Source organism: Flavobacterium sp. WC2416, from assembly GCF_041200095.1.
GTDB lineage: Bacteria > Bacteroidota > Bacteroidia > Flavobacteriales > Flavobacteriaceae > Flavobacterium.
This window is the reverse complement of record NZ_CP165626.1, coordinates 1991014-2004665: the sequence shown is the minus strand read 5'-3', so window position 1 is coordinate 2004665 and position 13652 is coordinate 1991014. Positions and strand designations below refer to the sequence as shown.

Sequence of the window (13652 nt, the reverse complement as noted above, 5' to 3'; positions counted from 1 at the left end):
CAAAAAAACTGTATTTGAATCACTTAACGATTTAAAATAAAAAAAGGCGTTCCGTTATGGAACACCTGATTTTTGATAATAGAAAATCTTTAAAATATAAGGTTCTCTGTATTAAATTCTAAAATTTGATTACCATTTTGGTATAAAGGAATTTGAACCAATACTTTCTTAGAATTTCTCAAAAGTTTTAAAAATTTACTTTTATTCTCTACAAAAATTACTTCAGTTGAATTGTCTGCAGGACCCAAATAAGAAAAAGTTATTTGCTTTTGATCATCAAAACGAGCTTTAAAGTATTCATTTTCATATCCTCCCGAAATTTGCCCTTTCATTATTGATATAATTATACTCGTCTTTCCATTCATTTTACGGACAGTTAAAGTACCATAATTAACTCCATCATAAGGCGCTTTAAGATCCAAACTTTCACTGCTCTGAATTGTGCAAAATATATCTTTAACACTTGTCATTTTATTTTCTATGGTATCGTATTTCCATCCACTTTCATTTTCTTTATACGCTTTCAGTTCAACTCTTTTCATAATAGCAGTTTTAATGCTATCAATTTTAATCTCATCTTCAATGGAATATTTTTTTTATTTATTAACTTCCACTGCAAAACCTTCACCTATTACAATAGAGCCGGAGGCAGAAGCAGTCCTGAATTTTCTTGCCTCTGTATATTCCGGCGAATTGTAAAAACGTTCCGCATCTTCAACAGTATCAAATTCCATTAGAGCCATGACTGCTTCAGCCTTCCCTTCTTTGATTCGAGGCATGGTTTCAAACATGATAATCCTGCCATTGAACCCGGCAGCAAGATGACCTGCTGCCTGTCCATATTTTTGAAAGCCTTCCGTATCATGGATAGTAAAATTTGCTACCAGATATCCTTTTCCTTTTATTTCATTCATATTGAATCCAGGATATTATTAACGGTTGATTGACTTCTGCATAGCAGCAGGGTAACGATCCCCGACAATTTTAATTCTTGCAGCGGTATCCTCTATTTCTTTTAGGTCACCTGCACTTAAATCTACTTTAACTCCTCCAATATTTTCTTCCAATCGGTGCAGCTTTGTAGTTCCTGGGATTGGAACGATCCATGATTTTTGCGCCAGTACCCATGCGATAGCAACCTGTGCAGGTGTAGCATCTTTGTCTTTTGCTATTTTATTTACCAGATCAATTAATGCCTGATTGGCTTCTATGGCTTCTTTCTGGAACCTTGGAAAATTCCCTCGAACATCACTCTTGTCAAATTTGGTATCTTCAGTAATTTTACCAGTAAGGAAACCTTTTCCAAGCGGGCTGAACGGAACAAAACCGATCCCCAGCTCTTCCAGTACAGGAAAAATTTCCTGTTCAGGTTCTCTCCACCATAAAGAGTATTCACTTTGAAGCGCTGATAATGGCTGAACGGCATGTGCTTTGCGTATAGACTCAACACCTGCTTCACACATTCCAAAATGTTTAACTTTACCTTCCTGTATAAGATCTTTAATGGTCCCGGCAACGTCCTCCATTGGAATATTAACATCGACGCGGTGCTGGTAATAAAGATCGATCGAATCCCTCTGAAGACGTTTCAGTGAACCTTCGATACTTTTTCTAATATGATCAGGATGACTGTCCATAACCTGTTTCCCATCTTCAATTTTTATTCCGAATTTTGATGCAATCTTGATCTCGTGTCCAAATGGTTTCAATGCTTCTCCCACAAGTTCTTCATTGACAAAAGGTCCATACACTTCCGCAGTATCAAACAGGCTTACACCATTCTCAACAGCGCTGCGTATTAGTTTTATCATATCATTTTTATCTGCGGCAGGGCCATAACCAAAGCTCATTCCCATACACCCAAGCCCGACAGCCGAAACTTCCAGTCCGCCGTTTCCTAATTTTCTTGTTTTCATAATCGTTATTTTAATATTATTTTAATTATTTTTTACACGTAATATTCTATACTGCTGAACATTACAAATTTAGCACTAAATAGAGTCCTGCTTCTAAACACATTCAAACCAAAAAGTATACAAATCAAATAAATATGTCATTTAATTTATTTTAGCTGGTTTTCTGGTTTCACTGCCTTTTTTTCGCAAAGTGCAGTATTGACATTATACAGGAACGCACCATATCATCTTTAAATCTGTATTCACCCTGCGCTTCTTTGATCATGCTCCTGAAAATATCCCTGATGCAGTCGTTCTGTTCTTTGGACAGGCTGATGATCGCATCGCTGTCTTTATGGAACAAAGAGCAGTTTTCAGGATTTAGCAGATTATCTTTTTTATTAATAAATGCCGAGGTAAATACGCAGGCGTAACCATTGAAAACCGGAGATAAAACAACAGAGTTATAAGGTTTGTGAGGACTGCCGAAAAAAAGTATATCACCACTTGTTACCGTCGCCTGATTTTCATAATTTATCATAAACTCACCATCCGTTACGCATACTTTATAAAAATCACTGCGTACATAATCTGGTATTTCTTTACTGCTGCTGCCTATTTCATATACCTTAAACCCTTCAAGTGCCAGACCGTAATCAGCTGGATTATTTTCATGCGCAGGCAGTTTCTTTTTCATATTATTTAATTTTTACCCCTCTACTATCAATATAACTGTATTATCTTCCAAATGACCTGCTGAATGGCTGTCCCGACTGCACAAGTCTGCGGACTGTCTTCAGCCGTTTCGATTCATATGCTTCAAGAATCTGTACTGGATTATTTTTGTACATTGCATCTGCTGCACAATCTGCCAGGGCAGCCGCGTCCTGCAGAGACGCATTGAATCCCATTGCAGTGAGCGGAGTCATTACGTGTGCTGCATCACCTACAAGAGCAATACGACCCTCCGAAAGTTTACCGGGAACATATTCACTAATAGGAATTCCCGTAAGATTTCTCGATCTAATACTATGTAATGTAGCCGCTAACCAAAGCTGAGGCCATCTCTGCTCTGCTTGCAGTTCCAGCTCTTTTAAGGTCTGCACCGGAATATCAGAAGCATTAAGGGAATGTTGTACAACATTTCTACCTACACAACCAAGATCTCGCAGTAACCCATTGCGTGTATTGTCATACCAAGCCCAGCTCAGCCTTCTCTTCCCCACTTCTGTGGACCCATCCGCTCCGGCAATGACCGATCCAAGGAGAAAGTCTCCAATGCCGTCCGGCATGCTGATAGAGGCGCCCGCTGCGGGCCTAAACTCTTCGGGAATGTCCTTTTCGTCTAAAATGGCCACCCAGATCATATATCCTGCAAAGGAAGCATGCTGATGATTCTTTGACATATGCTTCCTAACTCTGCTTCTATGACCATCTGCTCCTATTAAAAAGTCTGCGCTTATTTTCTCTCCGGATTCTGTCACTACCCATGCTGCATCTTTATTTTGATGTATAGATTCTACACGGGTATTATATCGAATTTCGATTCTATTGCTGATCTGTGCGGCATGCCGTAAACGCAATTGCACCGATGACCATGCTTCTACAGATCTTAATCCGCCAGAAGCGAGTTTCCTTAAACTTTTTGCAGCTGCAGAATAATCAGTTTCACCGCTGTCCACCTGCAGTGCTGCGCCATTTCGCGGTGCGGCGTCTGCTCTTTCCACAATGGTTATCTGCACTCCTTCCCGAGCAAGCGCAATTCCGCACATAAGACCTGAAAGGGAAGCTCCAACAATAACAGCTGATCTATTACTTTGAGCGGCAGATGTCATTTCTGAGATTGAATTAGGCAGCATTCCTGTCCTTTAGCACCTGTTCAAATATTCTTCTGCCTTCTTCAGCCTCATCGGATCCTACTGCACTTTCAATAAAAAGAAGCAGTTCCTTTAGCTGCGCCTCAGAGATGCCGACATTCAATGCACCTGTGAAGTGAGGAAGAACAAGCGGCTCTCTCATGGCGACCAGTGCCGATACAGTTATCAATTCACGGTCGGTAAAGCTCAGCAGGTCGCTTCCAAAAATATCTGCAAAAAGGTGTTCTTTTAAAAAGACATCCAGAACGGCATTAAAAGAAAAAGCTTCTTTCAATTTTGCTGCACTCATGCCTGTAACAATTTCCTGCGCAGCCTCACCCCTTTCATATTTGCTTTTTTTATCTTCAATATTACCTGCAGTTCTTCCATACTCTGTTTTAATACCTTCGGCTTCCCTTGCTGTAACTACAGACTTAAAAATGTTTGTACCTCTGACACTTGCTGCAAATCCGCAGTAGGCGTACAAATGAGCCAATTCTTCATTGATTTCGTTAACTGTAAGACCGCTTTGAAGACCTGCAGCAAATGATATCTTCATTTGCTCAATATCGCCTTTGGCTGTAAATGCAGAAATAGCAATTATCTTCTGCTGTCTTACACTCAGTGTTTGACTTGTATTTTCCATAAATTTTATTTTAAATATTTGATAAGTGCCATTATTAGATTCTTAGATATCAAATCGGAATTCTCCAAGGAATTTGACCATTGCAGGATCATGATGGTCAAAAATCGTTGTTTTGCCTGTATCGAGCTTTTTGATAGTTTCCATATCTTCATCGCTGATCTCAAAATCGGAAATATTAATGTTCTCCAATATCCTTTCTTTACGAACAGATTTTGGTATTACAGAGATACCTCTCTGCGTCAGCCAGCGAAGAATTAATTGTGCCACCGACTTATTATATTTGACAGCAACAGCTGAAAGTAGCGGATTACTGAAAATTTCGTTATCCTGTGCAAACTGGCTCCATGCCTGCAGGTGGATGCCATGTTCTTTCATAAACTCCTGAGCTTCATACTGCTGCCAGTACGGATGTGTTTCAATCTGGTTTACAGCTGGTATTATTTCATTGTGGACCATAAGATCCATCAGTCGGTCGGGGTAAAAATTACTAACCCCGATAGCCCTTATTTTTCCCTCCTTATATAATTCTTCCATTGCTTTCCAGGAACCATAAATGTCTCCAAACGGCTGATGGATAAGGTAGAGATCCAAATAATCAAGCTGCAATTTTTTTAATGATTTTTCAAATGCTCTTTTTGCATTGTAATATCCTGAATCCTGAATCCATAGTTTTGTGGTAATAAAAAGCTCTTCTCTGGGAACACCGCTTCTTTTAACAGCTCTTCCTACAGCTTCTTCGTTCATGTAAGCCGCCGCTGTATCGATAAGACGATAACCTGAGATTATCGCGTCATAAACAGTCTGCTCACACTCCTGCTGATCTGGTACCTGATAAACACCAAGGCCGATGACTGGCATTTCAACTCCGTTATTTAGTACTATATTTTTCATCATTTTATTGTGATTTTTTTATTAATAATTTGTTTTGTTTCAGTACTTGTCTAATTTATAGTGCAAATTTCAGCAGAATCTTGTTATCAAAGCTAAACACAATCAAACCAAAAAGTATACAAATCAAACCGATTTAAATTTGTCTCTAAATTAAATGTTAAAAAGAACACCTGCGGTGCAAAATCATTCTTTTTGGCTCAAAAACAGGTTTGATTGTATTAACTTTGCAGCATGAACGATAAAGTAGCGCAACTGGCAGATTATCCGATAGGAGATCTTCAGCTTAGAGGATTTAAAGCTTATGAAGTTGAAACAAAAATCCATCCCATCCCGCATTACGGGAGACGTGATTTTTATAAAGTATGCCTTATTACAGGACATACTACACTCAATTATGCCGATCGCAGCATTGATATAGATGGAACATTTCTTTTTTTTGGAAATCCTCATATACCGTACTCCTCACTGATTCAGTCCGATGCAATGACTGGTTACGCCTGTCTTTTTACAGAAGAGTTTTTAAAGCTCAATGACAGGCCTGGCAGCCATCATGAATCTCCGTTGTTTAAACTGGCAAGTTCTCCTGTCATTTCTGTTGACCCGAAGCAAACCGATTTTTTAATTACCATTTTTAAAAAAATTCTTGATGAAAATTCTACGGAATACACTCATAAAGATGACCTGGTACGCACTTACCTTCACCTTATAATACAGGAGGCATTAAAAATGACACCGCCCGATCATCTGATAAGATATAAAAATGCCGCTTCACGCATTGCATTTCTTTTCTTGGAACTCCTTGAGAGACAGTTCCCAATAGAGAATGCACAGGAACCTCTTAAATTAAGAACAGCCTTGGATTTTGCAGAACAGCTCAACGTTCATGTTAACTACCTTAACCGGTCAGTAAAAGAAATCACAGGCAAACCTACCACCGCACATATTGCCGACAGAATCACTACTGAAGCTAAAGCCCTTTTACAGCACTCGGACTGGACCATATCTGAGATAGCCTATAGCCTGGGATTTGAATATCCTACCTATTTCAATAAGTACTTTAAAAAAAACACCGGAGCCATTCCAAAGTCTTTTAGGCTGGGATCTACATAAATACAAAGGATTGATTTGTATACTTTTTGGTTTGATTTGATTTATAATACAACATTTTATTCTCTCTAAATTTGTAGTATTAAAAATATCACTGCTTTTAAAAATAATATAACAATCAAATATTTTATTTTTAAAAGGTGTCTAAACTAAAAAAATTATGAGTACATCCGAAGTATTAAAAGGAAAAGTAGCACTTGTTACCGGAGGAAATTCCGGAATAGGTTTTGGTGCAGCAAAATCTTTGGCAGAAGCTGGGGCGTTTGTTTATATAACTGGAAGAAAAAAACAGCAGCTGGACAGCGCTTTAGAAAAACTTGGTGTAAATGCCCGTGCAATTCAAGCCGATGTCACCAGTAAATCGCAAATGGATGAAGTAGCAGCCATAATAAAATCCGAAAAAGGATCCCTTGACATTGTATTTGCAAACGCAGGAGGCGGCAGCCCAATTCCTTTACAAGATGTCACGGAAGATTATTTTGACAAGACATTTAATGTAAATGTAAAAGGAGTAGTCTTTACAATGCAGTCTGTCCTGCCAATATTGAATGACGGGAGTTCGGTTATACTTAATGCATCTATCACCGCATATATGGGATTACCAGGTTTTGGAATGTATGCCGCATCAAAAGCTGCTGTACGTTCTTTTGCCAGAAGCTGGACCACTGATCTTAAAGACCGAAGAATCCGTGTCAATGCATTAAGTCCGGGGGTCGTGCCAACAGAAGGCTATAGAACTGAGCAGGGAATGACAGAAGAACAGGTAAATGATTATGTGGCAGCTGCAACTAAAGAAATACCGGTAGGACGTGTTGGATCTCCTGAAGACATGGGTAATGCAGTTGTATTTTTGGCTTCTGAAGCTAGCAGTTTTATCAGCGGAATTGAACTTACAGTAGATGGTGGCCAGACTATGGTATATGCCGGAAAAAGTTAAAATAGTATTTCTTGCAGGGTTACAATCTAAAAAGCAATAATTTAGCTCTATCTTTTTGGAAATTATACCTTTCTGCTGCAAAAAGTGAGGGGTAATAAATCATTTTTAGCTTCAGTGGAAGAACAGTAAAGAGTAGGCACATATTTTTTATTTTCATCCAAAGTAGCAAACATTAATCATCAAATTGACTTGAACAATCTCAAAACTAATTTTTTAATTTAGCAAATAACAAAATTAAATCTTCATTTAAATATTGAGTTAATATTCTGATCTAATACCTGATAGTGATCCAATAACAAATTAGAGGAATCACATTCTTTAACATTTTTTAACATTAAACCCCTACGATACATACAAACCGCTTCAAAACAAAATATCAAAATAATTATCTTACAAATCAATCGAAAAATAAGCCAATTTCTTTAAATCATTCATAAAATGGTTTGTAAATTGTAAAGTAGACGTCACAAAAAAACGCAATTATCTACTTATTTGATAATTGCGTTTTTGCTTTTATATAATTCACACCAGAACCAAATGCCAGAATACAACCTTGATTTACAATACAATGATATCACCTACGGTGTAGAAGATGTCAATTTCAAGGAATTTGAATCTTGCACATTTACAAATTGTGATTTCTCACAATGCAATTTTATAGCGGTTACCTTTATCGATTGTAGTTTTAACAATTGTAATTTTAATACCTCAAAAATAAACCATGTTGCTTTGCGAACCGTTTATTTTAATAATTGTAAAGTAAAGGAAGTTAACTTTGCTATGTGTGACAAACTAATTTTTGAAATCCATTTTAAAGACTGTATTCTTGACTTTTCTAAATTTTATACCCTAAAGTTAAAAGGAACTACTTTTACGAATTGTAGCCTTGTAGCAGTCGATTTTATGAGTGCCGACCTGACCGAAGTACAATTCAATAATTGTGATTTATATCGAGCCGAATTTGAGAAGGCGAATGCCAACAAAGCTAATTTTAGAAGTAGTTATAATTACACTATTGATCCCACCAAAACGAAGTTAAAAAAGGCTATTTTCTCTCTAACTACCGTAAAAGGACTTTTGCATAAACACGATATTGTTGTGGTATAATTACAATTGTTTCTCCATTTTGTAATCTTCCATTAAGTAACCATGACCAATTTCTATATCTTCTTCCCCGACTATTGTAAAACCCATTTTTTGATAAAAAGTGCAGGCATTATTAAATCTATTTACATTTAGAGAAATACAATTAGAATCATTTTCAGTAGCATAAGAGGCTACTACATCAATTAAAGCTCTTCCTGCTCCTTTACCTTGTGCTTCTGGAAGTAAATATATTTTATGCAAACGAGTTTCTTTTTTACCCAAATAATTATGCTCATAGGACGCAAAACCAAGACAAGTAACGTCGTCATAAACCAATATAAAATGATGCATTTTATTGATCATATTATCCGATAAAGTCTCTTCAGAATAAAAAGCAGATAACATAAAGTCTAATTGTTCTTTAGACAAGATTTTACCATACACATCTGGCCAAGTAGCGTATGCTATATCTTTAATTAGTTTTAAATCTTTAGAAGTAGCATTAGAAATCGTAATCATAGTTTATGTTGTAAATAAAATTATTAATTTGAAAAAACTCTGTTTTCCTGTTCACTCACTCTAATAAAAGTGGTTCTTTTAGTCAATTCTTTTAACCTTGAAGCGCCAACATACGTACATGCACTTCGCAATCCTCCAAGAATATCCAATAAAGTATTGGCTACATTTCCCTTAAAAGCCACCTCAACGGTCTTTCCTTCACTTGCTCTATATTCAGCCACACCACCAACATGCTTGTCCATTGCTGTTGTAGAACTCATTCCATAAAACTTTTTGAATGGCTGTCCGTTAATATCAATTAGTTCTCCACCACTTTCTGTATGTCCTGCCAGCATTCCTCCAAGCATAACAAAATCGGATCCTGCGCCAAAAGCTTTGGCTATATCTCCAGGAGTAGAACAACCTCCATCACTTATGATGTGTCCTCCTAAACCATGAGCCGCATCCGCACATTCAATAATTGCTGACAGCTGTGGATATCCAACACCTGTTTTAACTCGAGTCGTACATACTGATCCTGGACCAATACCTACTTTAATAATATCTGCTCCCGCTAATAACAACTCTTCAACCATTTCGCCAGTAACTACATTTCCTGCAATAATTACTTTGTCAGGATATTGCTTGCGGGTTTGTTTCAAGAAATTTACAAAATGCTCCGAATAGCCATTGGCTACATCAATACAAATAAATTTAAGTAATGGGTTTGCTTGTAGTATTTCGGCAATTTTTTTAGAATCATTTTTACCTGTTCCTGTACTTATAGCAATGTATTCATAAAATTCTGGTGCAACTTCTTTTAAAAAAGTAGTCCATTCATCAACAGTATAATGTTTGTGAATAGCCGTAAATAATTTTTCTTTGGCTAATGCACTTGCCATTTCAAATGTACCGACCGTATCCATATTTGCAGCCATAATGGGAATCCCATTCCAAGTAGCAGTACTATGCAAAAATTTAAATTCTCGTTCTAAAGAAACCTGAGATCTACTTTTTAGTGTAGAACGTTTGGGTCTAATCATTACATCTTTGAAACCTAGCTTAAGATCCATTTCTATTCTCATAATTTTCTTTTTTATAAAAAATTAAACTTTCTTGGGTATAAAAATAGAAAATTCAGAGCCTACATTAGGTTCTGATACTACTTTTATAAATCCATCGTGATTTTCAACTATTCGCTTGCATATTGCTAAACCAAGTCCCGTTCCAGAGTACTTCGAACCAGTTTCTAAACGTTGAAATAAAATAAATATTTTTTCGGCATATTCTTGTTTAAAACCAATTCCATTATCCTTTATGACTATTTTATAATAATCTTCATTAGTAATAATTTCATTATTATACACCTCATTTTCATCAATTTCTCCAGAAAAGATTGATATTATAGGGGCTACATCTTCTTGACTGTATTTGAGTGAATTAGATATTAAATTTATAAAAAGTTGTTCCATCTGAAATGAAATCACTTTAACAGTAGGTAAATTTTCAACAATTATTTTAGCTTTTTTATCATCAATATCCGAAGATAAATCATCCACAACCTGTAGAACTAATTCTTTTAAATTTGTCTCTTCAAAAACTTTATCCCCTTTAATTGTTCTGGAGTAATTTACCAAGTCGATTAGCAAGGTTTGCATTTTATTAGCCGAAGTTCTAATTTTAGAAAAGTATACTTTCCCTTGGTCAGATATTGCACCTAACTCTTTAGATTCAATTCTGGAAATAAACATTTGAATTTTATGAAGAGGTTCCTGTAAGTCATGACTCACAATATTATTAAAAGACTCTAATTCTTCATTGATGTTTTTTAATTCTTTATTATTTTCCTCTAATTCAATTGTTTTTTTAAATTGATCAGTCATATCATAATTGACACCTGTTTTAACCATTTCGCCTTTACCATTCTTGGTAAAACTACCTACTGACATTACGTATCTTAAATCACCATTTGGCAATACAAAACGGAACATCAATGAAGTAGGTTTATAGGTCTTTAATGAATCCAAATGCATTTGGGTTACATAATCGACATCATCCGGATGAATATATTTTGAAATGTTCTCTAAACTAGGAGTAAATGATTGTGGCTCTAAACCCAACAGACGAAAGAAATTGTCAGATAATGTATAGGTATTTCTCTCTAAATTAATTTTCCAATGACCAAAACCAGCAATTTTCTCCGCTTCATTAAAAGAACGATTTAAAAACTGTAATTCATCATTGGTTTTCTTCAGTTCATAAATATCAACATTCATTTTATTAAAGGACAATAGCAAAATCAATAGTGAAAGAATAACCAGTAAAAAAGCACTTATTATAGAATCTTGCAATTCAAACTGATGATTGTCATTATGGATTTTAACTTTATCCCCCTCAGCGTTTATTGTTTTATAAACGAAGTTTTTCATGGACTCCGTAAAATTATTGCTTTCTTGAAGCTTTGCGTTTAATACTTTACTATCTGGATTACTACTTTTTGCTAAAAGTAGCGTTTCTCTGAAAAGTGCAAATCGAAAATCAATTAGTTCTTTGAGCCTTTTAACATCTTTAACTCGAGCTGGATTATTAACTACTAATTTATTAATGCGTTTAAAATTAGACTCAATTTCCCCTTTTCTCAAAAATCTATTTTCTAAATAAGACTCATCCTTAGTGATAATATAACTTCTAAGATTAGCTTCATAAATACTAATAACAGACAAGACTTTTTCTAATTCTAATTGCGTTTCGGTAGCATTTGCAATTAAATTAACAGAAGAGTCTAAGCTACGCATTTGAGTATAAAAAACCGAAGCTATATAAACCACCACCGCTATAGCAATACCTAATGCTATTTTGAAGACTTGTGAGTTTTTATACAGTTTTATTAACTTCATGGTTTTGCTTCTTATATACTAAAGAAAAAAGTTTCTTTATTTAATCCTGAAGAATGAAATTGCCAATTGATATTTAAAACCTCTTTAATTACTTTTTTAAGTTTAGTAAAGTCATTTGGTTTTTTGATGTAAATATTTGCCCCTTCAATAAAAGTTTCTTCAATATCTTTTTCTGATGATGAAGTGGAATATATAGCAATGGATACCTCCTTAAATCTAATATCCGATCGTATCTCTTTCAAACATTCAAATCCCGATTTACGCGGCATATTTAGATCTAAAAAAAGTAAATGCGGCAAAATAATATCTGGATTTGCTAAATATTCCATTAGATCTTTACCATCATTAAATAAAGTTAACTTATTATTCATTTTAAGTTCCATCATTGCATCACTAAAAAATGTGCGATCATCTTCATCATCATCAGCAATCAAAATACGCATTGAATCTTTATGTGAAATCATATTTATTGGGGTCTTTTTATTTATTAATTTGATAAATTTCGTCTTTTATCTACAATCCTTTTAAATGCAGATGGAGTCAATCCTGTAACTTTTTTAAATTGACTTGATAAGTAAGCTACACTACTATAGTTTAATTTATACGAGACCTCCGTTAAGGTCAATTGATCTTCAATAATTAACTTTTTGGCTCTTTCTATTTTTTGGATAATAATGAAATTTTCTATCGAAGAATACGTGTTTTCAGAAAAAATATTAGTTAAATATCCATAACTAAAATTTAGTTTATCCGATAAATATTGAGAAATAGTTACCGCTGGTAATTTATCATTCTCATAAATCATTTCAACAATAGTATCTTTTATCCTTTGAATGAGCTGACTTTTTTCATTATTGACAATAAAAATAGAATATCGATTTAATGAATCTTGAAGTTCAGCAAAACATTCATCCGAAACACTATCACTAATCTCAATTTCTCCTAAATCTAGCAGCTTGTGTTTTATATCTAATCGTTCTAATTGTTCTTGTAAAATTACTCTACAAGCAACGATTCCATCATATTTTATATAGAGTTTCATTTAGGCTACAATTTAATTTTTTTGAACATTCAAGTGATAAATATATATTAAAAATAATAATTGGAGAAAAAAACATACTCATTAAACAAAAAATATATTTTTTTATTATTACAAATAATTGATTCTAAATTGTTTCTCCTTTATAGATGAAACAATTTAAAACGCCTTTTTTATCCATGAATTGTTTCGCCTTTACCATAATTCGCAATAACCGAAGCTTCAAAGTCAATCCATTCTCTCCAGCGCTTCTCTACATCAATTCCCGTACCATATTTTCGAGCATAAGTAATAAATGTAGTATAATGCCCCGCTTCACTTTCCATTAAATCTCTGTAGAATACCGATAATTCTTCATCTTGAATGTTTTCTGAAAGCACTTTAAAACGTTCACAACTTCTCGCTTCAATCATAGCGGAAAACAATAATCGTTCTACCAAACTAGAAACTCTACTACCATTTCCGCTTTTCTTCATATATAAGTACAATTCATTTACATAATCATCTTTGCGTTCACGTCCTAGCTTCAATCCTCTTTTGATAATGATGTTATGTACCATGTCAAAATGTTCAATTTCTTCTTTGGCTAAAGCCAATAAGTCCTTAACCAAATCTTGATGCTCTGAATTATTGGTAATGATTGTTATTGCATTTGTGGCTGCTTTTTGCTCACACCAAGCATGATCTGTCAAGATTTCTTCAATATTTTTCTCCACTATATTGACCCATCTTGGATCTGTTGGCAATTGTAACCGTAATACACCCATTTTTCTTTTGTTTAAGGTTTAAAAAAATGTTTA

General features: G+C 34.9%; 16 protein-coding genes. 3 read left to right on the top strand and 13 right to left on the bottom strand.

Features of this window, described 5'->3' with window-relative positions; all coding sequences use genetic code 11:
• Nucleotides 1–89 precede the first annotated feature (89 nt).
• The 7 genes from AB3G39_RS08515 to AB3G39_RS08485 all read right to left on the bottom strand — a co-directional run bounded on the left by AB3G39_RS08515 (nt 90) and on the right by AB3G39_RS08485 (nt 5288).
• Nucleotides 90–542, bottom strand: coding sequence for a hypothetical protein (locus AB3G39_RS08515; RefSeq protein ID WP_369769270.1), 453 nt, complete (start codon nt 540–542; stop codon nt 90–92).
• Between the two features lie 54 nt (nt 543–596).
• Nucleotides 597–914, bottom strand: a complete 318-nt coding sequence (locus AB3G39_RS08510) for a DUF1330 domain-containing protein (RefSeq protein WP_369769268.1) — start codon at nt 912–914, stop codon at nt 597–599.
• A gap of 18 nt (nt 915–932) precedes the next feature.
• On the bottom strand, nt 933–1916 hold the full coding sequence (locus AB3G39_RS08505; RefSeq protein ID WP_369769267.1) for an aldo/keto reductase: 984 nt from the start codon (nt 1914–1916) through the stop codon (nt 933–935).
• A 169-nt stretch (nt 1917–2085) separates the two neighbouring features.
• The gene (locus AB3G39_RS08500) at nt 2086–2592 is read right to left on the bottom strand and encodes a hypothetical protein (protein ID WP_369769266.1); all 507 of its coding nucleotides are present in this window, start codon (nt 2590–2592) and stop codon (nt 2086–2088) included.
• Nucleotides 2593–2632: 40 nt separating this feature from the next.
• Entirely contained in the window at nt 2633–3754 is a 1122-nt protein-coding gene (locus AB3G39_RS08495; protein WP_369769265.1) for an FAD-dependent monooxygenase, read from the bottom strand.
• On the bottom strand, nt 3744–4397 hold the full coding sequence (locus AB3G39_RS08490; RefSeq protein ID WP_369769264.1) for a carboxymuconolactone decarboxylase family protein: 654 nt from the start codon (nt 4395–4397) through the stop codon (nt 3744–3746). The genes AB3G39_RS08495 and AB3G39_RS08490 overlap by 11 nt, the downstream gene beginning before the upstream one ends.
• A 42-nt stretch (nt 4398–4439) precedes the next feature.
• Nucleotides 4440–5288, bottom strand: coding sequence for an aldo/keto reductase (locus AB3G39_RS08485; protein ID WP_369769814.1), 849 nt, complete (start codon nt 5286–5288; stop codon nt 4440–4442).
• 231 nt (nt 5289–5519) lie between these two features.
• On the opposite strand from AB3G39_RS08485, the gene AB3G39_RS08480 reads away from it, so the two are divergent.
• From AB3G39_RS08480 to AB3G39_RS08470, 3 genes are all read left to right on the top strand, one after another.
• A complete protein-coding gene (locus AB3G39_RS08480) occupies nt 5520–6398 on the top strand; it encodes a helix-turn-helix domain-containing protein (protein ID WP_369769262.1) in 879 nt (292 codons plus the stop codon).
• Nucleotides 6399–6555: 157 nt separating this feature from the next.
• The gene (locus AB3G39_RS08475) at nt 6556–7332 is read left to right on the top strand and encodes an SDR family NAD(P)-dependent oxidoreductase (protein WP_369769261.1); all 777 of its coding nucleotides are present in this window, start codon (nt 6556–6558) and stop codon (nt 7330–7332) included.
• 537 nt (nt 7333–7869) lie between these two features.
• Complete coding sequence (locus AB3G39_RS08470) at nt 7870–8439, top strand: pentapeptide repeat-containing protein (protein ID WP_369769260.1); 570 nt, start codon at nt 7870–7872, stop codon at nt 8437–8439.
• Here AB3G39_RS08470 and AB3G39_RS08465 read toward each other — a convergent pair whose 3' ends face one another.
• The 6 genes from AB3G39_RS08465 to AB3G39_RS08440 all read right to left on the bottom strand — a co-directional run bounded on the left by AB3G39_RS08465 (nt 8440) and on the right by AB3G39_RS08440 (nt 13619).
• A complete protein-coding gene (locus AB3G39_RS08465; RefSeq protein ID WP_367770680.1) occupies nt 8440–8937 on the bottom strand; it encodes a GNAT family N-acetyltransferase in 498 nt (165 codons plus the stop codon).
• Between the two features lie 23 nt (nt 8938–8960).
• Nucleotides 8961–10001, bottom strand: a complete 1041-nt coding sequence (locus AB3G39_RS08460; protein ID WP_367770682.1) for a GMP reductase — start codon at nt 9999–10001, stop codon at nt 8961–8963.
• Nucleotides 10002–10022: 21 nt separating this feature from the next.
• A complete protein-coding gene (locus AB3G39_RS08455; protein WP_369764820.1) occupies nt 10023–11813 on the bottom strand; it encodes an ATP-binding protein in 1791 nt (596 codons plus the stop codon).
• An 11-nt stretch (nt 11814–11824) separates the two neighbouring features.
• A complete protein-coding gene (locus AB3G39_RS08450; RefSeq protein ID WP_367753881.1) occupies nt 11825–12277 on the bottom strand; it encodes a response regulator in 453 nt (150 codons plus the stop codon).
• A 23-nt stretch (nt 12278–12300) separates the two neighbouring features.
• The gene (locus tag AB3G39_RS08445) at nt 12301–12855 is read right to left on the bottom strand and encodes a helix-turn-helix domain-containing protein (RefSeq protein WP_367753883.1); all 555 of its coding nucleotides are present in this window, start codon (nt 12853–12855) and stop codon (nt 12301–12303) included.
• Between the two features lie 170 nt (nt 12856–13025).
• The gene (locus tag AB3G39_RS08440; protein WP_367753885.1) at nt 13026–13619 is read right to left on the bottom strand and encodes a tRNA-(ms[2]io[6]A)-hydroxylase; all 594 of its coding nucleotides are present in this window, start codon (nt 13617–13619) and stop codon (nt 13026–13028) included.
• Nucleotides 13620–13652: the final 33 nt, after the last annotated feature.

Coding starts and splice junctions, on each gene's coding strand:
- AB3G39_RS08470 (WP_369769260.1), top strand. CDS start 7,870: ATGCCAGAATACAACCTTGATTTACAATACAATGATATCACCTACGGT.
- AB3G39_RS08450 (WP_367753881.1), bottom strand. CDS start 12,277: ATGATTTCACATAAAGATTCAATGCGTATTTTGATTGCTGATGATGAT.
- AB3G39_RS08505 (WP_369769267.1), bottom strand. CDS start 1,916: ATGAAAACAAGAAAATTAGGAAACGGCGGACTGGAAGTTTCGGCTGTC.
- AB3G39_RS08475 (WP_369769261.1), top strand. CDS start 6,556: ATGAGTACATCCGAAGTATTAAAAGGAAAAGTAGCACTTGTTACCGGA.
- AB3G39_RS08495 (WP_369769265.1), bottom strand. CDS start 3,754: ATGCTGCCTAATTCAATCTCAGAAATGACATCTGCCGCTCAAAGTAAT.
- AB3G39_RS08460 (WP_367770682.1), bottom strand. CDS start 10,001: ATGAGAATAGAAATGGATCTTAAGCTAGGTTTCAAAGATGTAATGATT.
- AB3G39_RS08500 (WP_369769266.1), bottom strand. CDS start 2,592: ATGAAAAAGAAACTGCCTGCGCATGAAAATAATCCAGCTGATTACGGT.
- AB3G39_RS08440 (WP_367753885.1), bottom strand. CDS start 13,619: ATGGGTGTATTACGGTTACAATTGCCAACAGATCCAAGATGGGTCAAT.
- AB3G39_RS08455 (WP_369764820.1), bottom strand. CDS start 11,813: ATGAAGTTAATAAAACTGTATAAAAACTCACAAGTCTTCAAAATAGCA.
- AB3G39_RS08515 (WP_369769270.1), bottom strand. CDS start 542: ATGAAAAGAGTTGAACTGAAAGCGTATAAAGAAAATGAAAGTGGATGG.
- AB3G39_RS08485 (WP_369769814.1), bottom strand. CDS start 5,288: ATGAAAAATATAGTACTAAATAACGGAGTTGAAATGCCAGTCATCGGC.
- AB3G39_RS08510 (WP_369769268.1), bottom strand. CDS start 914: ATGAATGAAATAAAAGGAAAAGGATATCTGGTAGCAAATTTTACTATC.
- AB3G39_RS08445 (WP_367753883.1), bottom strand. CDS start 12,855: ATGAAACTCTATATAAAATATGATGGAATCGTTGCTTGTAGAGTAATT.
- AB3G39_RS08490 (WP_369769264.1), bottom strand. CDS start 4,397: ATGGAAAATACAAGTCAAACACTGAGTGTAAGACAGCAGAAGATAATT.
- AB3G39_RS08465 (WP_367770680.1), bottom strand. CDS start 8,937: ATGATTACGATTTCTAATGCTACTTCTAAAGATTTAAAACTAATTAAA.
- AB3G39_RS08480 (WP_369769262.1), top strand. CDS start 5,520: ATGAACGATAAAGTAGCGCAACTGGCAGATTATCCGATAGGAGATCTT.